General features: G+C 69.9%; 28 protein-coding genes, 3 tRNA genes, 1 other RNA gene, 1 pseudogene and 1 riboswitch. Of the genes and pseudogenes, 19 read left to right on the forward strand and 14 right to left on the reverse strand.

Features of this window, described 5'->3' with window-relative positions:
• The first annotated feature begins 2 nt into the window (after positions 1-2).
• Positions 3-110: riboswitch (SAM riboswitch) on the forward strand.
• Positions 111-184: 74 nt separating this feature from the next.
• Together ACFFGE_RS02470 and ACFFGE_RS02475 are read left to right on the forward strand one after the other, a co-directional pair.
• Complete coding sequence (locus ACFFGE_RS02470; protein WP_376833967.1) at positions 185-2,641, forward strand: TonB-dependent receptor plug domain-containing protein; 2,457 nt, start codon at positions 185-187, stop codon at positions 2,639-2,641.
• Between the two features lie 73 nt (positions 2,642-2,714).
• A pseudogene (locus ACFFGE_RS02475) lies at positions 2,715-3,992 on the forward strand (APC family permease).
• Positions 3,993-4,203: 211 nt separating this feature from the next.
• Here ACFFGE_RS02475 and ACFFGE_RS02480 read toward each other — a convergent pair.
• Positions 4,204-4,277 (reverse strand) — tRNA-Gln (locus tag ACFFGE_RS02480).
• Between the two features lie 154 nt (positions 4,278-4,431).
• Here ACFFGE_RS02480 and ACFFGE_RS02485 point away from each other — a divergent pair.
• Positions 4,432-4,508: transfer RNA gene (locus ACFFGE_RS02485), tRNA-Pro, on the forward strand.
• 15 nt (positions 4,509-4,523) lie between these two features.
• Here the strand turns inward: ACFFGE_RS02485 and ilvC are convergent.
• Positions 4,524-5,546, reverse strand: a complete 1,023-nt coding sequence (gene ilvC, locus ACFFGE_RS02490; RefSeq protein ID WP_376833969.1) for a ketol-acid reductoisomerase — start codon at positions 5,544-5,546, stop codon at positions 4,524-4,526.
• On the opposite strand from ilvC, the gene ACFFGE_RS02495 reads away from it, so the two are divergent.
• Positions 5,545-6,096 carry a DUF924 family protein gene (locus ACFFGE_RS02495; protein ID WP_376833971.1) on the forward strand — a complete coding sequence of 184 codons (552 nt, stop codon included), beginning with the start codon at positions 5,545-5,547 and terminating at the stop codon, positions 6,094-6,096. The genes ilvC and ACFFGE_RS02495 overlap by 2 nt on opposite strands.
• Here ACFFGE_RS02495 and ACFFGE_RS02500 read toward each other — a convergent pair.
• Complete coding sequence (locus ACFFGE_RS02500; RefSeq protein ID WP_376833973.1) at positions 6,087-6,545, reverse strand: hypothetical protein; 459 nt, start codon at positions 6,543-6,545, stop codon at positions 6,087-6,089. The two genes, ACFFGE_RS02495 and ACFFGE_RS02500, sit on opposite strands and share 10 nt — an antisense overlap.
• A 105-nt stretch (positions 6,546-6,650) precedes the next feature.
• On the opposite strand from ACFFGE_RS02500, the gene ACFFGE_RS02505 reads away from it, so the two are divergent.
• From ACFFGE_RS02505 to ACFFGE_RS02515, 3 genes are read left to right on the forward strand one after another with little or no spacing between them, the layout of a single operon-like run.
• Positions 6,651-7,502 (forward strand): thymidylate synthase, encoded by an 852-nt coding sequence (locus ACFFGE_RS02505; protein WP_376833975.1) that lies wholly within the window; start codon positions 6,651-6,653, stop codon positions 7,500-7,502.
• On the forward strand, positions 7,499-8,011 hold the full coding sequence (locus ACFFGE_RS02510; protein WP_376833977.1) for a dihydrofolate reductase: 513 nt from the start codon (positions 7,499-7,501) through the stop codon (positions 8,009-8,011). Before ACFFGE_RS02505 ends, ACFFGE_RS02510 begins: the two co-directional genes overlap by 4 nt.
• 19 nt (positions 8,012-8,030) lie before the next feature.
• A complete protein-coding gene (locus ACFFGE_RS02515) occupies positions 8,031-8,351 on the forward strand; it encodes a YbjQ family protein (RefSeq protein WP_376833979.1) in 321 nt (106 codons plus the stop codon).
• Here the strand turns inward: ACFFGE_RS02515 and ACFFGE_RS02520 are convergent.
• Positions 8,318-9,073, reverse strand: coding sequence for a sterol desaturase family protein (locus ACFFGE_RS02520; RefSeq protein ID WP_376833981.1), 756 nt, complete (start codon positions 9,071-9,073; stop codon positions 8,318-8,320). The genes ACFFGE_RS02515 and ACFFGE_RS02520 overlap by 34 nt on opposite strands.
• Before the next feature lie 9 nt (positions 9,074-9,082).
• A complete protein-coding gene (locus ACFFGE_RS02525) occupies positions 9,083-10,153 on the reverse strand; it encodes an Mrp/NBP35 family ATP-binding protein (RefSeq protein ID WP_376833983.1) in 1,071 nt (356 codons plus the stop codon).
• An 85-nt stretch (positions 10,154-10,238) separates the two neighbouring features.
• Here ACFFGE_RS02525 and miaA point away from each other — a divergent pair, with 85 nt between their 5' ends.
• The 5 genes from miaA to ACFFGE_RS02550 all read left to right on the forward strand — a co-directional run bounded on the left by miaA (position 10,239) and on the right by ACFFGE_RS02550 (position 13,163).
• A complete protein-coding gene (gene miaA, locus ACFFGE_RS02530; RefSeq protein WP_376833985.1) occupies positions 10,239-11,162 on the forward strand; it encodes a tRNA (adenosine(37)-N6)-dimethylallyltransferase MiaA in 924 nt (307 codons plus the stop codon).
• Between the two features lie 10 nt (positions 11,163-11,172).
• Positions 11,173-11,463, forward strand: a complete 291-nt coding sequence (locus ACFFGE_RS02535) for a hypothetical protein (protein ID WP_376833987.1) — start codon at positions 11,173-11,175, stop codon at positions 11,461-11,463.
• Positions 11,463-11,828: a transfer-messenger RNA gene (ssrA, locus tag ACFFGE_RS02540) on the forward strand. The genes ACFFGE_RS02535 and ssrA overlap by 1 nt, the downstream gene beginning before the upstream one ends.
• Positions 11,829-11,909: 81 nt before the next feature.
• Positions 11,910-12,392, forward strand: coding sequence for an SspB family protein (locus ACFFGE_RS02545; RefSeq protein WP_376833989.1), 483 nt, complete (start codon positions 11,910-11,912; stop codon positions 12,390-12,392).
• Positions 12,393-12,395: 3 nt separating this feature from the next.
• On the forward strand, positions 12,396-13,163 hold the full coding sequence (locus ACFFGE_RS02550; RefSeq protein WP_376833991.1) for a C13 family peptidase: 768 nt from the start codon (positions 12,396-12,398) through the stop codon (positions 13,161-13,163).
• Here the strand turns inward: ACFFGE_RS02550 and ACFFGE_RS02555 are convergent.
• The 3 genes from ACFFGE_RS02555 to ACFFGE_RS02565 are packed head-to-tail and all read right to left on the reverse strand — an operon-like array spanning position 13,132 to position 14,143.
• On the reverse strand, positions 13,132-13,491 hold the full coding sequence (locus ACFFGE_RS02555) for a RusA family crossover junction endodeoxyribonuclease (protein ID WP_376833992.1): 360 nt from the start codon (positions 13,489-13,491) through the stop codon (positions 13,132-13,134). The genes ACFFGE_RS02550 and ACFFGE_RS02555 overlap by 32 nt on opposite strands.
• The gene (locus ACFFGE_RS02560; RefSeq protein WP_376833994.1) at positions 13,488-13,907 is read right to left on the reverse strand and encodes a type II toxin-antitoxin system VapC family toxin; all 420 of its coding nucleotides are present in this window, start codon (positions 13,905-13,907) and stop codon (positions 13,488-13,490) included. Before ACFFGE_RS02560 ends, ACFFGE_RS02555 begins: the two co-directional genes overlap by 4 nt.
• The gene (locus ACFFGE_RS02565) at positions 13,904-14,143 is read right to left on the reverse strand and encodes a type II toxin-antitoxin system Phd/YefM family antitoxin (RefSeq protein WP_376833996.1); all 240 of its coding nucleotides are present in this window, start codon (positions 14,141-14,143) and stop codon (positions 13,904-13,906) included. The genes ACFFGE_RS02560 and ACFFGE_RS02565 overlap by 4 nt, the downstream gene beginning before the upstream one ends.
• 75 nt (positions 14,144-14,218) lie before the next feature.
• Here ACFFGE_RS02565 and fumC point away from each other — a divergent pair, with 75 nt between their 5' ends.
• Both fumC and ACFFGE_RS02575 read left to right on the forward strand, forming a co-directional pair.
• Complete coding sequence (fumC, locus tag ACFFGE_RS02570) at positions 14,219-15,610, forward strand: class II fumarate hydratase (protein ID WP_376833998.1); 1,392 nt, start codon at positions 14,219-14,221, stop codon at positions 15,608-15,610.
• Between the two features lie 4 nt (positions 15,611-15,614).
• Positions 15,615-15,803 (forward strand): DUF4169 family protein, encoded by a 189-nt coding sequence (locus tag ACFFGE_RS02575; protein ID WP_376834000.1) that lies wholly within the window; start codon positions 15,615-15,617, stop codon positions 15,801-15,803.
• Here ACFFGE_RS02575 and ACFFGE_RS02580 read toward each other — a convergent pair.
• The 3 genes from ACFFGE_RS02580 to ACFFGE_RS02590 all read right to left on the reverse strand — a co-directional run bounded on the left by ACFFGE_RS02580 (position 15,794) and on the right by ACFFGE_RS02590 (position 18,959).
• Positions 15,794-16,684 carry an FAD:protein FMN transferase gene (locus ACFFGE_RS02580; protein ID WP_376834002.1) on the reverse strand — a complete coding sequence of 297 codons (891 nt, stop codon included), beginning with the start codon at positions 16,682-16,684 and terminating at the stop codon, positions 15,794-15,796. The genes ACFFGE_RS02575 and ACFFGE_RS02580 overlap by 10 nt on opposite strands.
• Positions 16,685-16,809: 125 nt before the next feature.
• The gene (locus tag ACFFGE_RS02585; RefSeq protein ID WP_376834004.1) at positions 16,810-18,813 is read right to left on the reverse strand and encodes a TonB-dependent receptor; all 2,004 of its coding nucleotides are present in this window, start codon (positions 18,811-18,813) and stop codon (positions 16,810-16,812) included.
• 70 nt (positions 18,814-18,883) lie between these two features.
• Positions 18,884-18,959: transfer RNA gene (locus tag ACFFGE_RS02590), tRNA-Lys, on the reverse strand.
• A 128-nt stretch (positions 18,960-19,087) separates the two neighbouring features.
• Between ACFFGE_RS02590 and ACFFGE_RS02595 the strand changes: the two genes are divergently transcribed.
• The gene (locus ACFFGE_RS02595) at positions 19,088-19,429 is read left to right on the forward strand and encodes an Hpt domain-containing protein (protein ID WP_376834006.1); all 342 of its coding nucleotides are present in this window, start codon (positions 19,088-19,090) and stop codon (positions 19,427-19,429) included.
• On the opposite strand, the gene ACFFGE_RS02600 is transcribed toward ACFFGE_RS02595, so the two are convergent.
• The gene (locus ACFFGE_RS02600) at positions 19,426-19,773 is read right to left on the reverse strand and encodes a chorismate mutase (RefSeq protein ID WP_376834008.1); all 348 of its coding nucleotides are present in this window, start codon (positions 19,771-19,773) and stop codon (positions 19,426-19,428) included. The genes ACFFGE_RS02595 and ACFFGE_RS02600 overlap by 4 nt on opposite strands.
• Positions 19,745-20,560, reverse strand: coding sequence for a ferredoxin--NADP reductase (locus tag ACFFGE_RS02605; protein WP_376834010.1), 816 nt, complete (start codon positions 20,558-20,560; stop codon positions 19,745-19,747). The genes ACFFGE_RS02600 and ACFFGE_RS02605 overlap by 29 nt, the downstream gene beginning before the upstream one ends.
• Before the next feature lie 103 nt (positions 20,561-20,663).
• Here ACFFGE_RS02605 and ACFFGE_RS02610 point away from each other — a divergent pair, with 103 nt between their 5' ends.
• The 3 genes from ACFFGE_RS02610 to ACFFGE_RS02620 all read left to right on the forward strand — a co-directional run bounded on the left by ACFFGE_RS02610 (position 20,664) and on the right by ACFFGE_RS02620 (position 24,728).
• Positions 20,664-22,904: a S9 family peptidase gene (locus tag ACFFGE_RS02610; protein WP_376834012.1), complete on the forward strand. Its 2,241-nt coding sequence runs from the start codon at positions 20,664-20,666 to the stop codon at positions 22,902-22,904.
• Complete coding sequence (locus ACFFGE_RS02615) at positions 22,847-24,391, forward strand: amidase (protein WP_376834014.1); 1,545 nt, start codon at positions 22,847-22,849, stop codon at positions 24,389-24,391. Before ACFFGE_RS02610 ends, ACFFGE_RS02615 begins: the two co-directional genes overlap by 58 nt.
• Before the next feature lie 61 nt (positions 24,392-24,452).
• The gene (locus tag ACFFGE_RS02620) at positions 24,453-24,728 is read left to right on the forward strand and encodes an SWEET family sugar transporter (RefSeq protein WP_376834016.1); all 276 of its coding nucleotides are present in this window, start codon (positions 24,453-24,455) and stop codon (positions 24,726-24,728) included.
• Between the two features lie 42 nt (positions 24,729-24,770).
• Here ACFFGE_RS02620 and ACFFGE_RS02625 read toward each other — a convergent pair whose 3' ends face one another.
• A complete protein-coding gene (locus tag ACFFGE_RS02625; RefSeq protein ID WP_376834018.1) occupies positions 24,771-25,349 on the reverse strand; it encodes a sugar transferase in 579 nt (192 codons plus the stop codon).
• Between the two features lie 416 nt (positions 25,350-25,765).
• On the opposite strand from ACFFGE_RS02625, the gene ACFFGE_RS02630 reads away from it, so the two are divergent.
• The gene (locus tag ACFFGE_RS02630; protein ID WP_376834020.1) at positions 25,766-25,933 is read left to right on the forward strand and encodes a hypothetical protein; all 168 of its coding nucleotides are present in this window, start codon (positions 25,766-25,768) and stop codon (positions 25,931-25,933) included.
• Positions 25,934-25,937 lie beyond the last annotated feature (4 nt).

The raw sequence follows: 25,937 nt of genomic DNA on the forward strand, positions 1-25,937 counted from the left end.
GGTGCTCATCGAGACCGACCGAGGGACAGGCCCTTAGACGTCGGGGCAACCTCCGCCTCCAGCGAAAGGTGCCAACTCCTGCGGGACCTTCGGGTCGCGAGAGATGAGGGCGGCGCCGGCTGACGCTTGCCGCTGATCGATCCACCGCCGGAGCCTCGCGAGCGAGGTTGAAACGGGGGATCCCATGACCCATCGAACTTCAAAGCGCGCCGCCCTTCTGGTCAGCGCGGCCTCGTGCGTGCTGGCGTCGGTCGCCCAGGCCCAGACGCCGGCGGCGCAGGACCCGGTAGCGACCGTCGACGAGGTCGTCGTCACCGGCTCCCGAACCGCGCAGCGTAGCCGCCTGGAGACGGCGTCGCCCGTCGACGTGCTGACGGACGAGCAGATCACCCAGGCGGCCGCCGTCGGCGGCGAGTTGGGCTATGCGCTGCAGGTGCTGGCGCCCTCGTTCAACTTCCCGCGACAGTCCAACTCCGGTCCGGCCGATGTCGTCCGGGCGGCCCAGCTGCGCGGCCTGTCGCCCGACCAGACCCTGGTCCTGGTCAACGGTCGCCGGCGGCACACGACCGCGATCGTCAATCTGGAGTCCAAGATCGGCAAGGGGACGACGCCCGTCGACTTCAACGCCATTCCGGCCTCGGCCGTCGGCCGGATCGAGATCCTTCGCGACGGCGCAGGCGCCCAGTACGGCTCTGACGCGATCGCCGGCGTGGTGAACGTGCGGCTGAACGATTCGCGCGTGACCGGCGGCCGCTTCAGCGCCACCTACGGCGCTCACGTCACCGACTTCGAGCCCTTCGACGACGAGATCACCGACGGCGAGACGCTGGTGCTGACCGGCGACTACGGCTGGGGCCTGGATGGCGGCGGCTTCTTCCGTTTCGGCGGCGAGCACAAGACCCGCGAAGAGACCGAACGTGGCGGACCGGGCGTCCTGCCCTTCTTCGAGGATCAGACCGCCGACAACCTGGCGCTGGAGGGTCAGAGCCTGTTCCGCGCCGGCGATCCGGAGGTCGAACAGCTGAGCGGGTGGTTCAACACCGAGGTTCCGCTGTCGGAACGTTCCAGCCTCTACGCCTTCGGCACCTTCGACGACCGCGAGGGTCGAGGTACGGGCTTCTTCCGCTTCCCCGACAGCTCCGGAAACATCCGCGACATCTATCCCGACGGCTATCGGCCGATCACGGTGGTGGACAGCACCGACGTGCAGCTGGCCGGCGGCTGGCGGACGGTTGCGGCGGGCTGGGACCTGGACCTGGGGCTCAACTACGGCGTCAGCGAATATGACTTCGGCCTGGAGAATTCGCTGAACGCCTCGCTCGGCGCCGCCAGTCCGACGTCCTTCGACCTCGGCGACTATCGGACCGACCTGCTGGCCGCCAATCTGGACGTGACCCGGGGCTTCGCCGTGTCCGGTCTGGCCTCTCCGGTGTCGGTCGCCGCCGGCCTGGAGGTTCGCCGTGAGACCTTCGAGACGGGCGCGGGCGATCCGGCCTGCTACGCCGCCGGGCCGCTGACTGATCGGCCTGCGAACAGCCAAGCGGCGCCGGGGCTGCGGCCGGAGGACACGGTCGATATCGATCGCGATGTCTGGGGCGCCTATGTCGAGGTCTCGGCCGACCTGACCGACCGGCTGTTCGTCGATGCGTCCGCCCCGTTCGAGGACTATTCCGACTTCGGCGATGCCGTGGCGGGCAAGCTGGCGGCGCGCTACGCCCTGACCGACGCGGTGGCCCTGCGCGGCTCGGTCTCCAACAGCTTCCGTGCGCCTTCGCTCAGCCAGACCGGCTTCCAGTCCGCAGTCAGCGACCGGGGAGCCGGCGGGGCCCTGGTGACCGTACGCACCGTCCCGCCCGGCAGCGCCATCGGCCAAGCCCTCGGGGCCGAGCCGCTCCAGGCCGAAGAGTCGCTCAGCTTCACAGGCGGCGTCGTGTTCAATCTGGGTACGAACCTCAGTCTGACGATCGACGCCCACAGGGTCGATGTCGACGACCGCATCACCCTGTCGCGTCGCGTGGAGGGCGACGATGTCGCGACCTTCATCGAGGCTCAGACCGGCATCGCGGGAGTCACGGCGGTCAACCTGTTCACCAACGCGGTCGACACCCGCACCGAGGGTGTCGACGTGGTGGCGTCCTGGCGCACGGACCTGGCGGGCGGGCTGCTGAGCTTGCAGGGCGCCTACTCCTGGGCCGAAACGGAGATCCGCTCGGTGGACGCGCCCTCGGCCCAGTTCCAGTCGCTCGGCTTCGGGACCGATCTGATCGGGCTGGAAGAGCGCAATACCCTCGAGGACGCGGCCCCCAAGTCGAAGGTCTCGCTGGCGGCGGACTGGACCCGCGGTCCGCTAAGGCTCTCCAGCCGGATCACCCACTATGGCGAGACCACGCGCGTGTTCGATTTCGGCGGCGGCTTCGCCCCGGCCCAGACCTACGGGGCCGAGACCCAGGTCGATGTGGAGGCCGAATACGACTTCGGCGAAAGCTACAGCGTGGCGGTCGGGGCCAACAACCTGCTGGACGAGTATCCGGACGAGTCGAGCGCCGACATCGGCTACTTCGGCAACTTCCCCTACGATGTCCTTTCGCCGATCGGGTTCAACGGGCGCTATGTCTATGCGCGTGTGACTGCCCGTTTCTGAGGACCGCGTGACCGACGATGTCGCCGACCCAGCGGGCGGGCAAGTCCCCGCCCGCCGCCTGTCCAGCCTGTATGTGGCCGTCATCTCGGTCGGCATGGTCGTGGGCGCGGAGATCTTCAAGAGCCCCGCGCTCGTCGCCGCCAACGCCGGTTCGACCGAGTGGTTCTTCGCCGCCTGGCTGATCGGCGGCGTCGTCTCCCTGCTCGGCGCCCTGGTTTATGCGGAACTGGCGACGGCGTTTCCGAACGCGGGGGGCGACTATCACTTCCTGAAGAGAGCTTACGGGGCAAGGGTCGCCTTCCTCTTCGCCTGGGCCCGATTCGCGATCATCAACACGGGCTCCATCGCGCTGCTGGGCTTCGTGCTCGGCGACTATCTGAATGCGGTGTGGAGCCTGGGTCCCAATGGGTCGGCGCTCTACGCCGCCGGGGCGGTGATCCTGCTGACGCTATTCAATCTGCGCGGCGTCCACGGCTCCGCCGGGGCCAACTTCAGCCTGACGGGCCTGGAGGCGCTGGGCATGCTGCTGCTCGGGGCCGCCGCCGGATGGATGATCTTCACCGGTGCGCCGCCGCTCGACCCCGCCGAGCCCACGACCCCTGCGATGCCTCCCGCCACCTTCGGTCTGGCCCTGGTGTTCGTGCTGCTCGCCTTTGGAGGCTGGAGCGAAGTCTCCACGCTCTCCGCCGAGGTTCGGGACCCCCGGCGAGGCATGCTGAGGGCCCTGATGCTCGCCATCGGGACGATCACGCTCCTGTTCCTGATCGCCAACTGGGCCTTGTGGCGCGGGCTGGGCCTCGACGGACTGGCCGCCAGCGAGGCGCCGGCCGCCGATCTGATGTCGCGCGCGTTCGGCTCCCAGGCGGCGACCGTGCTGGCGCTCGGCGTCGCCTTCGCCACGATCACCTCCATCAACGCCACGATCGTCGTGGGCGCGCGCACCACCTAGGCCGCCGCTAAGGACTGGCCCGTGATCGGGCGAATGGCACGCTGGGACACGGCTCGGGGGGCGCCGACCCGCGCCATCGTCGCCCAGAGCGCCGTCGCACTGGCGCTCGTGGGCCTAGGGGCCGCGACGCGGAACGGGTTCGCGACCCTGGTGGACTTCACGGCACCCGTCTTCTGGCTGTTCTTGGCGGCGTCCGGCGTGGCGGTGATTGTCCTGCGCATCCGGCGGCCGGACGCGGAACGGCCGTTCCGAACTCCGCTTTATCCGCTCACGCCGGTGCTGTTCATCGCCTCCAGCCTTTACATGGTCTGGTCCAGCGTCGCCTACGTCCGGCTGGGCTCGCTCGTCGGCCTGGGACTACTCGGTGCTGGGCTCCTCATTGTCAGCCTCAGACAGCGATGAGTTCGGCGCGCCGACCCGGGCGACAGTGCCGGGAGACCTGCGAGCGCGTCAGCAGATAGAACTCGCGCCGGCACCCACATGGGCGCAGAGCGGGGTCGATCGGCGGGTCCACAGCACGATCAGGTCGCACCGTCTCGCGCCGACCGCAAATCCCTGTGTAGAGCCACCTCCCTCAGCAGGGATCGAAGGCGCTTAAATCCAGTGAGGGCGGTGGCTGGGGAACTAGGACTCGAACCTAGAATGACGGTACCAAAAACCGTAGTGTTACCATTACACCATTCCCCAGCAGGTCCGGCGTAGCCCGCCTCGGCGGCGGGAGGCGGTCAGATAGCTCAGCCCCCTGACGCTTGCAACAGGCAGCGATGCGGGAAATTTCGCCGCCCTCGCAAAGGGCCGCTTGCCGCCCGGGAGTCGCATGGCTATAAGCCGCGCCTCACGTCGGAGTGTGGCTCAGTCTGGTAGAGCACTGCGTTCGGGACGCAGGGGTCGCAGGTTCGAATCCTGCCACTCCGACCATCTTCTTCCCGCCCTTCAGTTCAGGTCGACGCCCGCCTTCGAGGCGGCGTCGAGGCGCCGGCCGGCCTGTTCGATCAGGCGCTCGGACAGCGCGCGACGACGCGTCCGCAGTTCGGGCGAACCGGCGTCGTAGTCGGCCATCAGCCGCTTCACGAAGGCGCCCGACCTCACCTCGGCCAGAACGTCGTCCATGGCGGCGCGGGACGCCTCGCCGATCACGCGGGGACCGGTCAGATAGGCGCCGTACTCCGCCGTGTTCGAGATGCGTGCGAAGGCGCCCGCCGGACCCAGCCGGTGCAGCAGGTCCGTCACCAGTTTCAGCTCGTAGAAGCACTCGAACCAGGCGACCTCCGCCGGATAGCCGGCCTCGACCAGCTTCATGAAGGCCGCGTCCACCAGTTCCACCGTGCCGCCGCACAGCACCACCTGCTCGCCGAACAGGTCGCTCTCGCATTCGGCCGCGAAGGTGGTCTCAAGGATTCCCTTGCGACCACAGCCGAGCGCGGCCGCATAGGACAGGCCCAGCGCATGCGCGCCGCCGGTCGCGTCCTGGTGGACCCCGAACAGGCAGAACACCCCCTCCCCGGCCTCATAGAGTTCCCGGATGCGCGGGCCGATGCCCTTCGGCGAGGCCAGGATCACATCGACCTCCGGCCCGGGCTCCACCAGGCCGAACCGCACCGACAGACCGTGGGCGAACACGACCGCCGCGCCGGGCTTCAGGTTCGGGGCGATCTCGTCGCGCCAGAGGTCCCGATGGGCCTCGTCCGAGACCATGACGGCGATCACATCGGCCCCGGCGGTCGCCTCTCCCGCGGTCATGACCTCGAACCCGTCCGCGCGCGCCGTCTCGCGGGTCGCCGAGTCGGTCTTGAGGCCCACCACGATGTCGGCGACGCCGGAGTCCCGGAGGTTCAGGGCATGGGTGCGCCCCTGGCTGCCGTAGCCGATCACCGCGACCCGCTTGCCGCGAATGATCGAAAGATCGCAGTCCCGGTCATGGAACACGGGAAGCGGCGCGCTTAGGTTCTGGCTCATGACCCATGACATAGCGCCAAACGACGTCGTCGCCTTCTGGAAAGCCGCCGGCCCCGACAAGTGGTTCGCCAAGAACGAGGCCTTCGACGTCGAGTTCGAGCGCCGCTTCATGGCCGCGCACCTGATGGCGGCGCGGCGGCGACTGGACGCCTGGAGCGAGACGGCGGAAGGGTCGCTCGCGCTGCTGATCCTGCTGGATCAGTTTCCGAGGAACGTCTGGCGCGACACCGGCCATGCCTTCGCGACCGATCCCCTGGCGCGGACGTTCGCCCGCCGCGCCGTCGCGGCCGATCAGGACCTGGCGCTGGAGAACGACCTTCGCCGCTTCATCTACCTGCCGTTCCAGCACTCGGAGGACATGGCCGACCAGGATCGCCAGGTGGAGCTGTTCCAGACCCGCATGACGCGCGAGCCGGACGACCGCTGGGCCGAGCATCACCGGGGCATCGTCGCCCGCTTCGGCCGCTTCCCGCACCGGAACGCGGCGCTCGGTCGCGAGACCACGCCGGAGGAAGCCGCCTACCTGCGCGAGGACGGTTTTCAGGGCTGAGCGGCCTGAGCTGGACCGGCGCTGGACCGGTCCAGAGAGTCCAGGGAGTCCAACTCGTCCGTCAGCGGCGGGTCGTGGGTGAAGGACTCGCTCCGAAGCTCGCGGATCATGGCCAGCCAGCCCGCGGCCTCCTTCGCGCGCCCCGACAGGATCGATTGCCGCAGTCGAAGCACCGCCATCTCGGACAGGTCGAAGAAGGTGGCCTCGGCCAAGTCGCCGGTGACGTGGATGAAGGGCGTGACGGTGCGCGGAGGCTGATCCTTGCGCCGCCAGCCTTCGCGTGCGGCACGGGCGTGGAGGGTCGAGCGCGCCAGCCCATACCGCTCGCAAACCTCGCTCGAGGAGAGCCCCGCGAGATAGTCTCGCCGCGCCAGTTCCCAGACCGGCTCCGCCACGACGGCGTATTGGTCGGTATCGCCCGAAGGCGTGGGGTCGTGCTGATCGATCATGGTGGCGACGCCTAGCAGGCGGCCACGTCAGTTCCGGACGGAGCGACTGTGGACAGTCCATCGCCACGGCTCGATTCGGCGGCGGCGAATCGGCAAGATGATCCGATGAACGCCCATGTCCTGATCGCCGATCCCGAGACCCCGCCGGCGCCGGTCCGACATCCCGAACGGCAGTACCTCGGCCTGCTGCGCGACATCCTGGACAACGGCGTGCGGCGCGACGACCGGACGGGCACCGGGACGCTGGGCGTGTTCGGCCGCCAGATCCGCTTCGACCTGGCCCAGGGCTTTCCGCTGCTGACCACCAAGAAGCTGCACCTGCGCTCCATCATCGTGGAGCTTCTGTGGTTCCTGAAGGGCGAGACGAACATCCGCTTCCTGAAGGAGAACGGCGTCAGCATCTGGGACGAATGGGCCGACGCCGAGGGCGAGCTCGGCCCCGTCTATGGCAAGCAGTGGCGCAGCTGGAGCGCGCCGGACGGCCGGATCATCGACCAGATCGAGACCCTGGTCCGCAACCTGAGGACCAATCCCAACAGCCGCCGCCACATCGTCACCGCCTGGAACCCGGCGGACGTGGACGACATGGCGCTGCCGCCCTGCCACTGCCTGTTCCAGTTCTTCGTGGCCGAGGGCAAGCTGAGCTGTCAGCTATACCAGCGCTCGGCCGACGTCTTCCTGGGCGTGCCGTTCAACATCGCGTCCTATGCCCTGCTGACGCTGATGGTGGCCAAGGCGACGGGGCTTCAGCCGGGCGAGTTCGTCCACACCTTCGGCGACGCGCATCTTTACCTGAACCATCTTGAGCAGGCCGAGACCCAGCTGGCGCGCGAGCCCCGCCCCTTCCCCACCATGCGCATCGCCGATCGGGACGACCTGTTCGCCTATGAGCCGGCGGACTTCACCCTCGAAGGCTACGAGCCCTGGCCGCACATCAAGGCCCCGGTGGCGGTTTGAAGCCTGACATCGTCCAGGTCGTCGCGCGGGGGCGGAACGGCGTGATCGGCCGGGACGGCGACCTGCCGTGGCGGCTGCGCTCGGACCTGCAGCGGTTCAAGGCGATCACCATCGGCAAGCCGTGCGTCATGGGCCGCGCGACCTGGCGGAGCCTGCCGCTGAAGCCCCTGCCCGGCCGGCTGAACGTGGTCCTGACGCGCGACGAGTCGTTCGAGGCGAAGGGCGCCCTGGTCGTGCATACCCTGGCCGACGCCCTGGAGATCGCCCGCGAACAGGCGCGCGAGGACGGCGTGGACGAGGTCTGCGTCATCGGCGGCGCCCAGATCTTCGAGACGACCCTGCCGAAGACGAAGCGGCTCTACATCACCGAGGTGGACGCGGCGCCCGACGGCGATGTGACGTTTCCGCCGTTCGACGAGGGCGACTTCGTCGAGGTATCGTCCGAGGCGCATCCGGCGGGCGAGAAGGACGACCACGCCTTCACCTTCCGGGTGCTGGAACGCCGCTGAAGCTTCAAGGAGCGCCGCCATGCTGACCACCACCGCCAACGATCTGCCCGGCCACCGCATCGTCCGCGTCATCGGGGTGACGCGCGGGATCACCGTCCGCTCCAGGAACGTCGTCTCGGACGCGATCGGCGGCCTGCAGTCCATGCTGGGCGGCCGGGTCGGCGCCTATGTGAAGCTGGCGGAGACCGCGCGGGCCGAGGCCTATGACTCGCTGATCCAGCACACACGCGAGGCCGGCGGGAACGCGATCGTGGCTCTGCGCTATGACGCCAACGAGATCATGCCCGGCATCACCGAGGTGCTCTGCTACGGCACCGCCGTGGTGGTCGAGCCTGCCTGAGACCTGACCTCAGGCATCGCATCGGTGCCGCACAGGCGGTCCCAGACCCGGAAGTAGAGCCCGAAGTTCGTCCGCATGTGCGTGTGATGGCGGCTGTGGTGAGTGGCGGTGATCAGCCAGCGGCCGACGCGGCCCCTGACCCAGTTCTGCGGCCACAGCTCCCAGCCGCAATGGTTCATCACCGCCGTCACGGTCATGAAGATGAGGAGCGCGACCAGCACCCCCAGGTGCACCGGCATGACGAACAGCAGCGCCGGGATCACCCAGGCGGTCAGCGCCGCCTCGGCCGGGTCGAACGAGAAGCTGGCGAAGGGGCTGGGGTCGCGCGACCGGTGATGCGCCGCGTGCGCCCAGCCGAAGATGCGCCGATCGTGCATCAGCCTGTGCGTCCAGTAGTAGTGGGTGTCCTGCACGACCAGCAGGACCAGGAAGCTGACCGGCAGCCACCATAGGCCGTACTGCGCCGGGTCCAGATAGATCGCCGTGCCGCCCGCCTTGAACGCCTCCAGCACGATGGCGGCGGGTAGCGCATAGATGGGCGTGGAGATCAGCGAATGAACGATCTCGTGGCGGATCAGCGCACGTGACGGCGCCACCGCATTGAGCCGCGTGCCCGCGCCCTGTCCGCGCCACAACCAGGCGTGCATCGCCCCGGCCACGATCAGGTAGCGCGCCCCGATGATGAGGCTGAGCCAGGCCGTGGTGACGAGCACGTCGATCATGGCCTGAGCCTAGGCGCGTTCCAGCGCCCCCGCCACCTGTTCCGCGATGGCCGCGAAGGCTTTCGCCACATCGCCGCCCGGGTCCGCCGCCACGACCGGCCGGCCGTCGTCGCCGCCCCGGCGGATCGCGGCGTCGAGCGGCAGGGCGCCGAGGAAGGGCGCGCCCAGACGCTCGGCCTCCCGCGCCGTCCCGCCCTCGCCGAAGACGGGGCCGCTCATGTTCTCGATCAGGCCGAGCGTGGGAACCTCGACCCGCTGGAACAGGGTGTGGGCCCGGCGGGCGTCGGCGAGCGCCACCTCCTGCGGCGTCGAGACGATCACCGCCCCGTCCAGCGGCGTCTTCTGGATCAGGGTCAGCTGCACGTCGCCGGTGCCCGGCGGCAGATCGACGACCAGCACGTCCAGGGGCTGATCCTCCGTCCCCCAGGCGGTCTGGGTCAGCATCTGGGTCAGGGCCTGGGACGCCATGGGTCCGCGCCAGATCATGGCGTCGTCCGCCTTCATCAGCAGCCCGACCGACATGGCCTTCAGCCCGTGGGCGATCTTGGGCTGAAGCGCGTCGTCGCGATACTCCGGCTGGCCGCCGATCCCCAGCATGGTCGGAATCGAGGGGCCATGGACGTCCGCGTCCAGCAGGCCGACCGAAAGGCCGCGCGCCTTGAGCGCCAGCGCCAGGTTCACGGCGACGGTCGACTTGCCGACCCCGCCCTTGCCCGAGGCCACCGCCAGCACGCGTCGCACATGGGCTGGCCGTTCCGTGGCCCTCGGCGCCTGCGGCCGGCCTTGCCGCTGAGCCTCCGGGGAGAGGCCGGCGGTGCGCGGCCGGGGCGAGGCCGGCGACTCCGTGGTCAGCACGACCGAGACCCTGGTCATGCCGGGCAACGCCCTGAGGGCCGCCTCCGCCGCGTCGCGGACAGGCGCATAGGCCGCGGCGTCCGCCGCCGCCACCTCGAGGACGAACCCCGCCCGGTCCTCGGCGACGACGAGGCCCTGGACCAGGCCCGCCTCCACCAGACCGCGTCCGGTCTTCGGGTCGCGCAGGGCGTCGAGGGCGGCCAGGACGTCGGATCGGTCAGGCAACGGAGACTCCGGGAAATCGGCGGCGGGCCTTGCGGCGCGGCGGGCGAGGCGTTCTATCGCCTCCGGACCCCGCATTTAAGCCCTGATGACGCGACCTCTGATCACCCTGCTGGCCGGCCCGACGGCGTCGGGCAAGTCGGCCCTGGCGCTGGCCTGGGCGCGACGCACCGGCGGGCTGATCGTCAACGCCGACAGCCAGCAGCTCTACGCCGACCTGCGCGTCCTGACCGCGCGGCCCAGCGCGGCGGACGAGGCGGAGGCCGAACACGCCCTCTACGGCGTCGCCGACGGGGCCGAGGCCTGGTCGGTGGGGCGGTGGACGCGGGCGGCCCTGCCGCTGCTCCAGAGGTGCGCCGCCGAAGGTCGGCCGGCGATCGTCGTCGGGGGGACGGGGCTCTATTTCAACGCCCTCACGGCGGGGCTGGCCGAGATCCCGGATCCGGGCCCGACGGCGCGCGCGGAGGCCGCCGCGCTGTTCGACGACAAGGGGGAACAGGCCGTCCGCTCGGCCCTGCTCGCGGGCGACCCCGCCGCCGAGCGGCGCATCGCGCCGCGCGACCGCCAGCGGCTGGTGCGGGCGCTCGCCGTCCTGAACGGCACCGGGCGTGCGCTGAGCGCCTGGCGGGCGGACACCCGCCCCCTGCTCGCGCCCGGGAGCTGGAGGGGCTGGGTCCTTCAGCCGGCCAGAGACAGGCTCTACGCCGCCTGCGACCGAAGGGTGGACTGGATGCTGGAGAACGGGGCTCTGCGAGAGGTCGAGGCCCTGCTGGCCCGGAATCTGTCTGCCGATCTGCCCGTCATGAAGGCCATCGGCGTCCCTGAGCTGGCCGAGGTCGTTCGCGGGAGCTCCGACCCGGAGGTCGCGGCCGACCAGATGCGGCAGGCGACGCGAAACTTCGCCAAGCGACAGATGACCTGGTTCAGGAATCAGATGATGTCCGACCGCTGGGTCAAGGAAGAGTCTATTGCGCTCGCGACACTGCTGAACGATGGTGGGTCTCAGCTTTGAGGAGATCTGTATGCTTGTCTTTACTGTAGCGCTTGCGCTCTCCGGGTTCGCGCAGGACGCGGCCCCTCAGGCGCCGACCGGCGCGGCCGTCCAGACTCCGGCCCCGGCCGCCGCCCCGGCGGAGCAACCGAACGAGCGCGAACGGATGGTCTGCCGTCGCGAACGCGTGGTCGGCTCCAACCGGCCGCAGCGCATCTGCATGACCCAGGCGCAGTGGGACGCCACGCGGGACCAGTCGCGCGAGCGCTTCAACGAAGTGACCCGCGGCCAGCCGGAGCGCCTGCCCGTCAGCGCGATGTAGGCCTTTGATTCCGGTCCGCCTCGCCCTATATTCATGAGGTCCGGGTTCGCCCGGACTATGGCGATAAACGCGCCTGCAATAAGCGGACCGGACCCGGGTGCGAATCCCGGCGGCTCCACCAATCTCTTCCGCGTTATCGGCGGGACTGTGCGGGGCCGACTAGCATCGACGGACGTGTAAAGAGGACTGCTTTCGCCCGTCCTGGCCCACCGTATCGGGCCATTAAACTACCTGCGAACGATAACTTCGCTGAAGAAGTCCGCCTCGCCGCGTAATGCGGTTCGGTTGATTTCGACCTTCAAGTCCTAGGGGTTCAGATCCCTGGGCGGGGCTCCCCGGGCGCCTGGCAACAGAAGCCCGGGACTTCTCCGAACATTGACGCTTTGCCGCCTTCCGCCGTCGCGCGCGGGGGGCTATCTCTGCGTCCAGTGAGCTCAGGGGTTGAGATGGCGCAGGAACGGCCACCGGTCGATGAGATGCATTACGAGGCGCTGGCGCAGGAGGCGCTTCGCGGCGTGATCCGGGCCGCGCTCGAACGCGCCGCGGGCCCGAGCGGCATTCCGGGCGCGCACCACTTCTACATCACCTTCCGCACCGACGCCGAAGGCGTGCAGGCGCCGGACGACATCCTTGAGAAGTATCCCGAGGAGATGACCATCGTCCTCCAGCACCAGTACTGGGATCTGGACGTTCGCGACGACGGCTTCTCGGTCATGCTGAAGTTCGGCGGATCGCCGAAGACCCTGAACGTGCCCTGGGTCGCCGTGGTGCGCTTCTACGACCCGTCGGTGCAGTTCCTGCTGCAGTTCGAGCCGCCGCCGGCGGCCCCCCGGAAGCCCGCGCTCGCCGCCCCCCCGCCGCCGGCCGAATCCGTTTCGGATGGAGAGGCCCCCAAGGTCATCTCCCTGGACCAGTTCCGCAAGAAGTAGGCGATGACGTCGGCGCTTATCGCAATCCTCGTCTGGATCGCCGGCGCTTCGGCCGGACAGACCGGGGTTTCGTCGCAGGCCGCATGGATCGGCGAATGGCGCGCCGTCGTCGTCGCGGGCGACTGGCGCGACACGCGGGGCCGCCCCATCGACGCCTTCGACAATGCGACGCGCGACGTCGCCGCCGCGCTGCGGGCCCGCGGCCTCGAGGCCGTGGACACCTTCAGTCTTCGGCCGGACGCCCCCCAACCCGTGGCGCCGATCGCGGCGATGCAGCGCGCGGCCGCGGGCCTGGGCGGGCCGCAGGCGCGGGGGGGCTGCCTGTTCTATCTGACCTCGCACGGCTCGACAGAAGGCGTGGTGTTCGGCCCCGGCACGTTCACGCCGACCGAGGCGGCGGTGCTGCTGAGATCGGCCTGCGGCGCCCGGCCCACGGTCGTCGTGGTGTCCGCCTGTTACTCCGGCGTTTTCCTCGGCGCCCTCTCCGGCCCCAACCGGATGGTCATGACCGCCGCCCGCCCGGACCGGAACTCGTTCGGCTGCGGAGAGGACGACGTCTACCCCTTCTTCGACGCCTGCGTGATCGAGAGCCTGCCGGTTGCGGCGGACTTCATCGACCTGGCCAACCGGACCCGCGCCTGTGTCGCGCGACGCGAGGCGGAGGAAGGCGCGACCCCGCCGTCGGAGCCCCAGATCCGCATCGGCCGCGACATGCAGCTGCTGCTGCCGCTGGTGCGCTTCAGGGACGGCAGGGGAACACCCGGATCGTGATCCGCTCCCGTTCGCCTTCCCGGCGCTCGACCAATAGGCGAGCAACCTGGGCGTCGTCATGGAACACATAGCCCTTGATGGCGTCGAGAAGCGCCTTGGCCAGGTTGTCGAGATCCATCCACGGCGGCTCCCCGACGTGCTCCATGAGAATCTCGACGGCGAAGTCGCCGTAGGACGGCCGCGCACCCCGCCATTCCTTGCGGAAGAACTCATAGACCAATGGCTTGTAGTATTTCGCCTGGGTGGTCAGGCCGTCGATCATGACAACGACCGAGGCCCCCTCCTCCCGCGCCCGGACCTTTCCGGAGACGATCCAGTCCGAGGTCATGCGCGGGCGACAGCGACGCCAAGCGCGGCGCCGGCCCGACGCAAGGCTTTGTCAAATGCGCCAAGGACCAGGCCCTCACGCTGCGCGAGCTCCAGATAGGCCGCGTCGTAAACGGTCAGACCGTGTCGATCCGCCAACTCCAACGTCTTCCGGTGTGCGACGCCCGGTTGCCGAGTTGCATCCAGTCGAAGACCGTAAGCCAAAAACCGCTCGACGGCCTCGTGTCGATAGTCGGCGCTGATCAGGCCGCGGCGCTGCTTCATCAGAAGCCCGTTCATCACTTCCAGAATGACGTGCCCAGGGGCGACCGCGCCCCCGACCTCCGCATCGATCAACAGGGCCCTGGCGACCTGAGTTCGCTCCTCCTCGACCAGACCTGCGATAAACACCGAAGCGTCGAGGACATAGCCTGTCAAAAGCGCCGACCAGCGTTGATGTCAGCCTTCGTCTGCTCGGTCGTCCCGACGGGTCCCTTGTAGCGAGCCCGCAAAGCATCCCATCGGGCCATCTCGGCCTCAGCCTCTTCGCGCGAAATCGGCTTGCGCAGCGGGGTCAGGACCACCTCGGGCTCGCCTCGCCGAGTGATCACGACCTCCTCGCCCGCCACTGCCCGGTCCAGCAGTTCGGACAGCCGGTTCTTCGCCTCGAGCACACCGAGTTTCATGTCGCACCTAGCCAGACCACTGGCTATATAGCCCGCGCACGCAGCCCGGACAACGAAAGCCCCATGACCGCCCACCGCACCGAGACCGACACCTTCGGCCCCATCGAGGTCGCCGCCGATCGCTACTGGGGCGCCCAGGCGCAGCGGTCGCTGGGCAACTTCAGGATCGGCTGGGAGAAGCAGCCCCTGCCGATCGTGCGGGCGCTGGGCGTCGTCAAGCGGGCGGCGGCCGAGACCAACATGGCGCTGGGCCGGCTGGACCCCGCGATCGGCAAGGCCATCGTCCAGGCGGCGGACGAAGTCATCGAGGGCAAGCTGAACGATCACTTCCCCCTGGTCGTCTGGCAGACGGGGTCGGGTACCCAGTCGAACATGAACGCCAATGAGGTGATCTCGAACCGGGCGATCGAGATCCTCGGGGGCGAGATGGGCTCCAAGAAGCCGGTCCACCCCAACGACCACGTCAACATGAGCCAGTCGTCCAACGACACCTATCCCACGGCCATGCACGTCGCCTGCGCCGAGGAGGTGGTGCATCGCCTGCTGCCGGCCCTGGCCAAGCTGAGGAACGCGCTCAACGACAAGGCCGAGGCGTGGAAGGGCGTCATCAAGATCGGCCGCACCCACACCCAGGACGCCACGCCCCTGACGCTCGGCCAGGAGTTCTCGGGCTACGTCCAGCAGGTGACGAAGGGCATTGAACGCATTGAACAAACTCTGCCCGACCTGATGCAGCTGGCCCAGGGCGGCACGGCGGTGGGCACCGGCCTGAACGCCCCGATCGGCTTCGCCGAGGGCGTGGCCGAGAAGATCGCCCAGATCACCGGGCTGAACTTCACCACGGCCCCGAACAAGTTCGAGGCGCTCGCCGCCCACGACGCCATGGTCATGAGCCACGGCGCGATCAACACGGTCGCCGCCAGCCTGTTCAAGATCGCCAACGACATCCGCTTCCTGGGCTCGGGCCCCCGCTCCGGCCTGGGCGAGCTGGCCCTGCCGGAGAACGAGCCGGGCAGCTCCATCATGCCGGGCAAGGTCAACCCGACCCAGTGCGAGGCCCTGACCCAGGTCTGCGTGCAGGTGTTCGGCAACCACGCGGCGATCACCTTCGCGGGCTCGCAGGGGCATTTCGAGCTGAACGTCTTCAACCCGGTCATGGCCTACAACTTCCTGCAGTCGGTGCGCCTGATGGCCGACGCGGCGGTCAGCTTCACCGACAACTGCGTGGTCGGCATCGAGCCGCGCGAGGACAACATCAAGCGGGGGCTGGAGAACAGCCTGATGCTGGTCACCGCCCTGAACGGCAAGCTGGGCTATGACGTGTGCGCCAAGATCGCCAAGACGGCGCACAGGAACGGCACCACCCTGCGCGAGGAGGCCGTCGGCGGCGGCTATCTGACCAATGAGGAGTTCGATCAGTACGTCCGTCCCGAGAAGATGATCTCGCCGGGCTGATCGAATGGGCGAGATCGTCAATCTGAACCGGGCGCGAAAGACGCGGGCCAGGGCGGCCGACAAGTCGCGCGCCGCCGCCAACCGCGCCGCCTTCGGCCGCACCAGGGCGGAACGGGAGGCTCAGGTCCTCAAGGACGAACTCGCCGCCCGGCGCCTGGACGGCGCGCGACGCGACGACGACGATCAGGCCTGACCGGCGTCGTCCTCCATCGCGGCCAGCGCCGGTGACAGACGCTCCACGATTCCATAGGGCGTGCGCTGGATGAACAGCGCCGGAATGTCCATCGCCGCGGCGATCTCCGGTCCCTCGAACGGGCCCATCACATGCAGCGCCCGCGCCATGGCCTGGGCCCGCAGGCCTGACGGGTCGAGCGCCACCACCCCCTGGAGATCATGATCGACAGGCCGACCCGAGGCGCCGTCGACCGGCGGTCGGCCGCCGAACCCGCTGACCCCCACCGCGAGGTCAAGCAGGGCCACGACCCAGCGCGGACCGCTCTCGCCGGCGCTCCAGATCTCCGCCCACCAGGGCATGGCGTCGGCCTGCAGGCCCCTGCCGATGACGTTGCGACCGATCCGGACGGACGCGGCCTCCACGCCTCGATCGACCAGGGCCCGGAGCACCCGGTCGCAGGCGATCGCGTCCACGACGTCGTCGAAGTCCAGTCGCGCGCCCCCCGGCTGGACGGCGGCCTGCGCGGGGCGGTTCAGCCGGAAGCGGCCCCAGCCGGACACGGCGCGGGGCGCCTCCAGCGCCGCGTCGTCCGGCGGCGTCAGGCTGAGGGCCGTCGCCGCCTCGGCCCAGACGTCGTTGAGCGCGCCCAGCGTCGGATCATAGGCGCCGCCGACGTCGTCCGCGAGGTCCAGCGCCTGGTTCAGCACCTCCCACAGGGGGTCCGACAGCATCCATGTGCCCGGGGGCGCGGCGTTGAAGCGGGCCAGTTCGCTGCTGGGAGAGCGGCGATCCAGCAGCGCCCTGACGGAGCCGGCGATGTCGGCGATCCCATCGCGGATCTCCTCCTCCTTCAAGCCCGAGCTCGCGACGACCTGCGCCTGGCCGCCGCCGGAATCCATGGACCAGATCAGCCTTCCCGCGGCGGGGCGCGGCCGGTGTTCCGGGCGAGGAATGAACAAACGATCCTGGCGACGAGGGGTGGTCATGCTGTCCCGATGCCCTGCCCGGCCGTTGGCGGCAAGGCTCAGTAGCGCAGGGTCAAGCCGACCTTGAATGTGCGTGGGGACGCCAGGCTCTCCACCCCGTCGGCGGTTTCACCGACCGCCACCTCCGCGTCCAGCAGATTGTCGGCCGCGAGATAGGCCGTTGTCCGGTCTCCCAGCCGATGCTCGACCCTCGCATCAAGGGTGAACGCCGCCTCCAGCTCGCGGCTGTTCAGATCGTCCTCGAAGCGCCGGCTCTCGTACCGCGCCGCCAGGATCAAGGCCGTTTCCGCCGTGGCGCGCCAATCCAGGCCAGCAGTGACGCTCCAGACCGGCGCCTGGGCGGGACGCAGGTCCGTCAGCTGCGGAGCCGCCGCGCCGCCGTCCACCCGCGCGTCCGTCGCCGACAGGGCGCCGCGCCAGCTGAACGAGTCCCGCTCGCCGCGCACCGACAGCTCGATGCCGAGCGCCTCGATGTCTCCGGCGTTGCGGCGTTGGCGCAGCACGCCGCCTGCGGGCACGAAGCCGACGACGGGGAAGGTCGCGGGCCCTTCGCCGATCGTGACATTGGTGATGGCGTCCTGGATGCGGTTGGCGAAGATCGTGGCGGACCAGGCGACCGCGCCCTCCCCGTCCAGCCCGATCTCCAGGCCCTGCAACCGCTCCGGCTCGAGCTCGGCGTTGGCCTCGGTGATGTCGTTGCCGACCCGGAACGGCCGGTGCAGCTCGTTCAGCGTCGGCGGACGGAAGCTGGAATAGGCCGCCAGCCGCAGGGCCGCGCCGCCGAACGCCCGGCGCACCGCCGCGCGTCCGGACGCCACCTCGCCGGAACGGTCCTCGGGCGTCAGGTCCAGCACGCCCGCGCCGGTCTGGCGATCGCGCTCGATGCGAAAGCCGCCGGAGGTCTCCCACCGGTCCACGCGCAGCCCGCCCACCAGCAGCCAGTCGCCCCGCGCCCAGGAGCCGTCGACGTAGAGCCCCGCGACCGAGCTCTCGCCCCCGGCGCGACGCGTACGGGTGAAGCCGCCGCCCAGATTGCGGAACAGCTCGCGCGTCTCGCCGTCGAAGCGACGCGCGTCCGCGCCGGCCTCGATCTCCCAGCCCTCGCCGACCAGGCGTGCGGCGGCCGCGCCGCCCCAACCGACGGCCGGGCTGCCGAACTGCTCGGCCGCCGGCGAGGTCGAGGATCGATCGTCCGACACGGCCACGAAGCGGTTCGACAGGTCGCTCTCATGGCGCCAGATCTGGGCGCGGAAGCCGGGCCGGCGCGCGTCGGGGGCCCGCGCCGCCGTCAGGCTGAGCAGAACGCCGTCCACCGTCGAGCCGGCGCCCGACAGGCCCGCCCCCCGCGCCTCGCTGTAGACTCCGGCGCGTCCCGACCAGGTCGCGCCCAGCGGCCCGGGCGCGTCCAGGCGGAACGAGGCCGCCCGGGCGCTGTAGTCCAGCGGCGTGTCGGCGGCCCCCGCCCCGTCTCCGCGCACGGCGCGATAGCCGTCGCTGTCCTCGACGACGATGGAGGCGACCGCCCGCACCGGGCCGATCCCGGCGCCGCCCGACGCCGCCGCGCGGCGACCCCCATCCTCCGCGACCGACAGGTCGAGAGCGCCGCCGCGGTCCCGCTCCACGAGCCGGATCACCCCGGTCAGGGCCCCGGCGCCGTAGGGACCGGCCCCCCCGCCGCGAACCAGGTCCACGCCCTGAAGGCTTTCCGGCGGAACCTGGGACCAGATCACCCACCCGCCGAACGGATCGTTCAGGGGCGCGCCGTCCAGGGTGACCAGCGTCCGGCCGGCCCCGGAGGGCGCGATGGCGCGCAGGCTGATCCCCTGGGTGGTCGGATTGGCGGACAGGCTGGTGGTTCGCCGAAACAGCGACACGGCCGGAACCTGGCGCAGCGCCTCGTCCAGCCGCGCGTCCCTGCGGAGCGTGCTTTGGTCGAGGCGAACGCGCGCGAAGGCGGCCTCGGACGCCGCCGTCGGCAGGCGGGCGCCGGTGATCACGACTTCATCGACGGTCGGGGCGGGAGGCGGCGCGTCCTGGAACATGAGCCGTTCCTAACGGCGCAGCGGCCGCATGGCTCCGGTCAAGCTGTCGCGATGTCGAAGAAAGGGACGATGGTGGGTGATGTAGGGTTCGAACCTACGACCCGCTGATTAAGAGTCAGCTGCTCTACCAACTGAGCTAATCACCCGTACCGTCGTCGGCCGCGCGCCGGGGCGTCGCGGGAGCGGGGGACATATAGGCGAACGGGCGACGATGCAAGCGGTATCGGCGGGAGGCGGTCCGCTCTAGGCTGAGACGCCTGAACAGGAGTCGCCCATGTCGCGTCGCGACCTGACCGGAGCCGTCGATTTCGGCGTGCTGGATCACACCACCGGCGGTGACGACGCCGTGGCCGAGGAGATTCTCGAACTGTTCGTGGAGCAGGCGGCCCTGTGGTCGCGTCTGCTGGACGAGCCGGAGGCGCGACGCGACGCTTGCCACACGATCCGGGGCACGGCGGCGGGTCTCGGCGCGCAGGCCCTGGCGGACGCCTGCGCGATCGCCGAGCGTGATCCCGCCCAGATCCATATCGACCGGGTCCGAGACGAACTGGATCGGGCGCTCGCCGACGTGGCGGCCTGGCGGCACGAGCTGATGCTGAGAAGTCTGAGGGCTTAGCGCCGCGTGGCGTCCCAGACGCCGAACTCGTGGGCGATGCACTGGGCGATCAGGGTGCGCCAGACCGGCTCGGCGATGGCCGGCGAAAGGCCCGCGCCCCGGGCCGCCTCCAGCACCTTGGCGATCACGTCCTCGATCCGGGCGTCGTCGTGGACCGCGTCGCGGCTCGGCTTGATGCGCGCGGCGGCCTCCATATAGCGCTGGCGCTCGGCGAGAAGCTGAACGAGGGCCCGGTCCAGCGCGTCCACGCCGTGGCGCACCTCGGCCATGTCGGCGCAAGCCTCGGGCGGCGTCCGTGCGTCGATCCTGACGGCCTCACCCGACAAAGGCGCGCTCCAGAACATAGTCGGCGGGTTCGGCGTTGGAGCCTTCCCTGAGCCCGAACTCTTCCAGCAGCGCCGCCGTCTCCTTGATCATGGCCATGGAGCCGCACAGCATGACGCGGTCGCGCGCGGGATCGAAGCCGCCGTCGATCCCCAGATCACGGAAGTAGTCGCCGGACTTGATGCGCTCGGTGATGCGGCCGGGCGTCTCGAACGGCTCACGCGTGACGGTCGGATAGTAGGTCAGCTGCGCCCTCGCCTCCTCGCCGACCAGGGGGTCGTCGTGGATGCCGGCGGAGAAGAAGTCGCGATAGGCCAGGTCGGCCACGTTGCGCACCGTGTGGCTGACGATCACCCGCCCGAAGCGCGCATAGGTGTCCGGGTCCCGCGCGACGCTGAGCCAGGGGGCCAGACCCGTGCCGGTCCCGATCAGATGCAGCCGCTCCCCGCCGGTCAGGGCGTCCAGCACCAGGGTGCCGGTCGGCTTCTTGCCCATCAGCACCCGATCACCGGCCTGGATCTTCTGCAGGCGCGAGGTCAGCGGGCCGTCGGGCACCTTGATGGAGAAGAACTCCAGCTCCTCCGCCCAGCAGGGGCTGGCCACCGAATAGGCGCGCAGCACCGGCTTTCCGCCGTCCTCGCCCGGCAGGCCGATCATGACGAACTCGCCCGAGCGGAAGCGGAAGTCCTCCGGCCGCTGGACGGCGAAGCTGAACAGCTGGTCGGTCCAGTGTCGGACCCACAGCACGGGCAGGTCGTGATAGGGGCTGGGCTTGGCCGGCGGCGGCGCGGCGAGGGCGTCGGTCATGGCGCCTCTTTAGGCAGGAAGGCCGAGGGGCGAAAGCCCGTGCGGCGTCTGGGCAGCGCCGCGCCCTCGACGACGCCGGATCGCGCCGCTAGCGTGCCGGTCCATGAGAACAGCGCTTCTGGCGACCGTCGCCGCCCTTGTCCTTCCCTTCACCGCCACGGCTCAGTCGCAGGACCCCGGGATCCTGACGCCGGAGCGGGTCTATGCGGACCCGGCGCTGAACGGGCCGGTGGCGCGCGGGGTCAGCCTGTCGCCGGACGGGGAGCTGGTCGCCTTCCTGCGCTCGCGCGAGGACGACGTGGACGTTCTGGACCTGTGGGCCGCGCCCGTGTCCGGCGGGGAGCCCTTCAAGCTGATCGACGCGCGCGCCCTCGTGCCCGACGCGGGCGAGCTGTCCGAGGCCGAGAGCGCGCGGCGCGAGCGCATGCGTATCAGCCAGCGCGGCGTGGTGGAGTACAGCTGGGACGAACAGGGCCGCTACATCCTCGCGCCGCTGGAGGGCGACATCTTCCTCGCCGCCCGGGCTGACGGCTCGGTGCGCCGCCTGACCGAGACCGAGGCCGACGAGATCGACGCCAAGGTCAGCCCCGAGGGCAACTTCGTCTCCTATGTGCGCGACCAGGATCTGGTCGTGTTCGACCTCGCCGCCGGGTCGGAGAGCCCGATCACCACCGACGGCGAAGGGCTGATCACCTGGGCCACCGCCGAGTTCATCGCCCAGGAGGAGATGGACCGCGACACCGGCTACTGGTGGAGCCCGGACGAGCGCTACATCGCGCTTCAACGCACCGACGAGTCCACCGTCGACGTGATCCCGCGCCTGGACATCACCGGCGGCGGCGCGACGGTGATCGAGCAGCGCTATCCCCGCGCGGGCCGTCCGAACGCCGTGGTCGAGCTCTACGTCCATGACCGCCGGACCGGCCGACGCATCCAGGTCGATCTGGGCGACGACCGCGACATCTATCTGGCGCGGGTGAACTGGTCCGCCGACGGCCGCACCCTCTATGTCCAGCGCCAGTCGCGGGATCAGAAGACGCTGGATCTGCTGGCGGTCGATCCGGCGACCGGTCAGGGCCGGGTTCTGACCACCCAGCGCGCCGACGCCTGGGTGGAGCTGACCCACGACTTCCATGCGCTGGAGGACGGCCGCTTCATCTGGTCGTCGGAAGACAGCGGCTGGCGACACCTCTATCTCCACGCCGCCGACGGGTCGGTGATCCGGCCGATCACCCGGGGCGAGTACCCGGTGAAGTCGCTGGACGGGGTGAACGAGGAGACCGGCGAGGTCTTCTTCACCGCCTCGATGCGGGACGGGCGCGAGCACCCGATCGAGCAGCAGCTGTTCCGCGCCAGCCTGAACGAGACCGTCACCCCGGTCGAGGTGACGCCGCGCGGCGGGTGGTGGAGCGCCTCGGTGAACGGCGCCGGCACGGCCTATGTCGGCAACTTCTCGAACCTCGACACCCCGCCGCAGTCGGCCCTCTATCGCGCCGACGGGACCTTCGTGCGCTGGATCGAGGAGAACGCGCTGGACGCGGACCACCCCTACGCCCCCTATGTGGCGCGCAAGCAGGACCCGACCTTCGGCACGCTCCAGAACGGCGGCGAGACCCTGGTCTGGCAGATGACCACGCCGCCGGGATTTGATCCATCGAAGACCTATCCGGTGGTCATGCAGGTCTATGGCGGGCCGTCCGGCGGCGGCGTGCGCAACGCCTGGCAGCCGGCGACGACCCAGTTGCTGACCGAGGCGGGCTACATCGTCTTCCGGCTCGATAACCGCGGCGAGGGCGACCGCTCGGTGGCCTTCAAGACCGCGCTGCATGAACGCATGGGCGGGCCCGAGGTCGAGGACCAGGTCGCGGCCGCCGACTATCTGCGCACCCTGCCCTACGTCGACGACGAGCGGATCGCGGCGATGGGCTGGAGCTACGGCGGCTTCATGACCCTGCATATGCTGACCGAGCCGGAGATGGGCCTGGCCTCGGCGATCTCGGGCGCGCCGGTCACCGACTGGAGCCTCTACGACACCCATTACACCGAGCGGTACATGTCGACGCCGGACGCCAACGTGGAGGGCTACGCCGCGTCCGACATCCTGAACCGCCTGGACGACATGACCGGCCGCCTGCTGCTGATCCACGGCATGGCGGACGACAACGTGATCTTCGAGAACACCACCCGCGTGCTGAACGCCCTGCAGGAGAAGAGCCTCCCGTTCGAGACGATGCTCTATCCTGGTCAGCGCCACGGCATCCGGGGCAATGAGAGGGGACTTCACCTGTGGCGCACCTACCTGGACTTCCTGGATCGCACCATCGGCTCGCGCGCACCGGACTGATCGCGGCCGCCGTCCTGCTCACTGCGGGCGGCGCGCGGGCGCAGGAGGGCTCGAGCCGCTGCGACGGGCTGAACGCGGCGGTTGAGGCGCTGTGCGAGCGTGACCTAGCCACCACCAACGCCGTCCTGCGCTGGGCCGATGTGGAGCTCGGGGACTGGGAGGCCGGCGACGGCGTCTCCGGCATGCCGATCCTGATCAAGGACAATGTCGAGACCCGCGACATGCCCACGACGGCGGGCTCCATGGCGCTGCTGAACAACGCGCCCGGGCGCGACGCCCCGCTGGTCGCGCGCCTGCGTCAGGCCGGCGCGGTGATCCTGGGCAAGGCCAACCTGTCGGAATGGGCCAACATCCGCTCCAACAACTCCATCAGCGGCTGGAGCGCCGTGGGGGGGCTGAGCCGCAATCCGCACGCGCTTGACCGCAACACCTGCGGCTCCTCGGCCGGGTCGGGGGCGGCGGTGGCGGCGGGGCTCGCCCCCGCGGCGATCGGCACCGAGACCGACGGCTCGATCACCTGCCCCGCCTCGATCAACGGCATCGTCGGCTTCAAGCCGACCGTCGGCATGGTGAGCCGCACCCACATCGTGCCGATCAGCCACAGCCAGGACACCGCCGGCCCCATGACCCGCACGGTCACGGACGCCGCCGCGATCATGACGGTCATCGCGGGCTCCGATCCCGCAGACCCGGCGACGGCCGAGGCGGACGCCCGCCGCACGGACTTCGTCGCAGCGCTGGATCGCGACAGCCTGCGGGGGACGCGGATCGGCGTCCTGCGTTTCCTCACCGGCTATTCGACCGGGACCGACGCCCTGTTCGAGCGGAACCTTCAGGCGCTGCGGGACGCCGGGGCCGAGCTGGTCGACATCGCCGAGGGCCCGAACCGGGGTCAGATCGGCCAGGCCGAGTTCGAGGTCCTGCTGACCGAGCTGAAGGCCGACCTGAACGCCTATCTGGCGTCGACGGACCCGAACCAGGTTCCCAGCCGCACCCTGGAGCAACTGATCGCCTTCAACGAGGCGACGCCGCGCGAGCTGGGCCTGTTCGGCCAGGAGCTGTTCGTCCTGGCGCAGTCCAAGGGCGGCCTGGACAGTCCGGAGTATGTCGCCGCGCGCGAGACGTCGCGCCGCCTGGCGGGACCCGAGGGCATCGACGCCCTGATGGCCGAGCACGGCGTCGTCGCCCTGGTGGCGCCGACCAACAGCCCGGCCTGGAGCATGGATGTGGTCAACGGCGACAACTACCTGGGCTCGGCCAGCCAGCTGGCGGCGGTGGCGGGCTACCCGCACCTGACCGTGCCCATGGGCTTCGTGCGCGGCCTGCCGGTGGGCCTGAGCTTCATCGGGGCGAAATGGGACGACGCCCGCATCCTCTCGCTGGGCTACGCCTTCGAGCAGGCGACGCAGGCGTTCCGGCCCGCGGCGATGCTCCGCTCGGTCGACGACCTGCCCGAGGTGGCGCCGCTGCTGGCGCCCCTGAACTGAGCGGAACCGGCAGGTCCGGCGGGGGTTCTCAGCCCATGCTGAACCCGCCGGGCCGACGCCCTTGAACGAGATCATCGCCAACGGCTTCGGCGTCGCCGCCGCGCTGTGCTCCATCACCAGTTTCGCGCCGCAGATGCTCAAGATCTGGCGTGAGCGGGACGCCTCTTCGGTGTCGCTGAAGACCTATGCGCTGACGGTCAGCTGTTTCGCCCTCTGGGTGGTCTACGGCGTCATGACCGGGGCCTGGCCGGTGACCTTCGCCAACAGCTGCGCGCTCGTCATGTCCGCCGGCGTGCTCCTGATGAAGTGGCGCTTCGGCCGGGAGCCCGACGCCTGAGATCACGCCGTCGAGGCGGCGGCGGCGGCCCCGACGACGCGATCAATAGGCGTTGGTGCGCGCCAGAAGCAGCGGCACGGTTCGCGCCATGATCGCCAGATCGCCGAAGAAGGACCAGCGCGCGGCGTACTCCGCGTCGGCCTGCACCCGGCGCGCCATGCATTCCAGCTGATGGATCTCGCCCCGATGCCCCTGCACCTGGGCCAGACCCGTCAGGCCCGGCCGCACGGCGAAGCGTTCGTGGTACCGCGGCAGCAGCGCGCCGTAATGGGTGTCATGGGCCAGGGCGTGCGGCCTGGGGCCGACCAGGGACATGTCGCCCAGAATGACGTTCAACAGTTGCGGCATCTCATCGAGACTGGTCTGGCGAATGAAGGCCCCGACCCGCGTGACACGTTGGTCGTTCTTCCTGGCGTGCGCGATGACGTCGCCGTCCTCGACCACCGTCATGCTGCGAAACTTGTAGATCGTGAAAACCTTGCCGTTCAGACCGGTCCGACGCTGCCGGAACAGGACGGGGCCGCGGCTTTCGAGGACGATCGCCACCGCGATCAGGGCGTACGCCCAGAACAGGGCGACCAGCAGGGCGGTCGCCACGACGACGTCGAAGGCCCGTTTCATGGCCGGACACAGGCCTGTTCTTGGGAACGTCGGACGCCAGCCGACGGCTTCGAGAGCCGCGCCGGGCCGAGCTCCAGTCGTCGCCCCTTGCAGGTTGTCGAACATCCTTATCCCCAGCCCAGCCCCGACAACGCACTTAAGCAGACGTTAAGTTCGCCTGTGTTGCGTCGCAACACGAAACGGTCCGGTCAACCCGTAACGCCGTTCTAAGTTTGGGCGGGTGACTGATTCGCCACAGTCGTCCGAGAACGGTTGTAGAGAGGCGGGGGGCGCCCACCGGACGGGTGAACCCGGCGCCGGCTCGGCCGGACCGAGCGCCGGCCCTGCCCTCCCGGCGTCGGAACACGCCGATTTTTTGGTCCCGATTAACCTCGCCCCTTCACGGTCCGCTCAACCTGCCGCGCGATGATGAGGCCATGAGCACCACCTTCTCAGCGTCCCTGTCGCGAAACCCGCCTGACGGCGCCGCCGTGAAGGGGCGCAAGGCTCGGTCGGGCGCCGTGCTGGGCTATGCGCTCGCCTTCGCCGCCTCCGCGACGACGTGGGCGGTTCTGTTCATGGCGGCGCGCCGCCTGATCGGCTGACGGC

This window comes from Brevundimonas balnearis (assembly GCF_042434805.1).
Classification (GTDB): domain Bacteria; phylum Pseudomonadota; class Alphaproteobacteria; order Caulobacterales; family Caulobacteraceae; genus Brevundimonas; species Brevundimonas balnearis.

What these genes read in the sequence shown, in the direction of transcription:
- ilvC (WP_376833969.1), bottom strand. Translation starts at nt 5,546, where the DNA reads ATGAGCCAGAACCTAAGCGCGCCGCTTCCCGTGTTCCATGACCGGGAC.
- ACFFGE_RS02555 (WP_376833992.1), bottom strand. Translation starts at nt 13,491, where the DNA reads ATGACCTCGGACTGGATCGTCTCCGGAAAGGTCCGGGCGCGGGAGGAG.
- miaA (WP_376833985.1), top strand. Translation starts at nt 10,239, where the DNA reads ATGACGCGACCTCTGATCACCCTGCTGGCCGGCCCGACGGCGTCGGGC.
- ACFFGE_RS02595 (WP_376834006.1), top strand. Translation starts at nt 19,088, where the DNA reads ATGTCGCGTCGCGACCTGACCGGAGCCGTCGATTTCGGCGTGCTGGAT.
- ACFFGE_RS02600 (WP_376834008.1), bottom strand. Translation starts at nt 19,773, where the DNA reads ATGTTCTGGAGCGCGCCTTTGTCGGGTGAGGCCGTCAGGATCGACGCA.
- ACFFGE_RS02625 (WP_376834018.1), bottom strand. Translation starts at nt 25,349, where the DNA reads ATGAAACGGGCCTTCGACGTCGTCGTGGCGACCGCCCTGCTGGTCGCC.
- ACFFGE_RS02520 (WP_376833981.1), bottom strand. Translation starts at nt 9,073, where the DNA reads ATGATCGACGTGCTCGTCACCACGGCCTGGCTCAGCCTCATCATCGGG.
- ACFFGE_RS02535 (WP_376833987.1), top strand. Translation starts at nt 11,173, where the DNA reads ATGCTTGTCTTTACTGTAGCGCTTGCGCTCTCCGGGTTCGCGCAGGAC.
- fumC (WP_376833998.1), top strand. Translation starts at nt 14,219, where the DNA reads ATGACCGCCCACCGCACCGAGACCGACACCTTCGGCCCCATCGAGGTC.
- ACFFGE_RS02470 (WP_376833967.1), top strand. Translation starts at nt 185, where the DNA reads ATGACCCATCGAACTTCAAAGCGCGCCGCCCTTCTGGTCAGCGCGGCC.
- ACFFGE_RS02495 (WP_376833971.1), top strand. Translation starts at nt 5,545, where the DNA reads ATGACCCATGACATAGCGCCAAACGACGTCGTCGCCTTCTGGAAAGCC.
- ACFFGE_RS02515 (WP_376833979.1), top strand. Translation starts at nt 8,031, where the DNA reads ATGCTGACCACCACCGCCAACGATCTGCCCGGCCACCGCATCGTCCGC.
- ACFFGE_RS02550 (WP_376833991.1), top strand. Translation starts at nt 12,396, where the DNA reads ATGACGTCGGCGCTTATCGCAATCCTCGTCTGGATCGCCGGCGCTTCG.
- ACFFGE_RS02575 (WP_376834000.1), top strand. Translation starts at nt 15,615, where the DNA reads ATGGGCGAGATCGTCAATCTGAACCGGGCGCGAAAGACGCGGGCCAGG.
- ACFFGE_RS02545 (WP_376833989.1), top strand. Translation starts at nt 11,910, where the DNA reads ATGGCGCAGGAACGGCCACCGGTCGATGAGATGCATTACGAGGCGCTG.
- ACFFGE_RS02610 (WP_376834012.1), top strand. Translation starts at nt 20,664, where the DNA reads ATGAGAACAGCGCTTCTGGCGACCGTCGCCGCCCTTGTCCTTCCCTTC.
- ACFFGE_RS02605 (WP_376834010.1), bottom strand. Translation starts at nt 20,560, where the DNA reads ATGACCGACGCCCTCGCCGCGCCGCCGCCGGCCAAGCCCAGCCCCTAT.
- ACFFGE_RS02500 (WP_376833973.1), bottom strand. Translation starts at nt 6,545, where the DNA reads ATGATCGATCAGCACGACCCCACGCCTTCGGGCGATACCGACCAATAC.
- ACFFGE_RS02585 (WP_376834004.1), bottom strand. Translation starts at nt 18,813, where the DNA reads ATGTTCCAGGACGCGCCGCCTCCCGCCCCGACCGTCGATGAAGTCGTG.
- ACFFGE_RS02630 (WP_376834020.1), top strand. Translation starts at nt 25,766, where the DNA reads ATGAGCACCACCTTCTCAGCGTCCCTGTCGCGAAACCCGCCTGACGGC.
- ACFFGE_RS02505 (WP_376833975.1), top strand. Translation starts at nt 6,651, where the DNA reads ATGAACGCCCATGTCCTGATCGCCGATCCCGAGACCCCGCCGGCGCCG.
- ACFFGE_RS02580 (WP_376834002.1), bottom strand. Translation starts at nt 16,684, where the DNA reads ATGGATTCCGGCGGCGGCCAGGCGCAGGTCGTCGCGAGCTCGGGCTTG.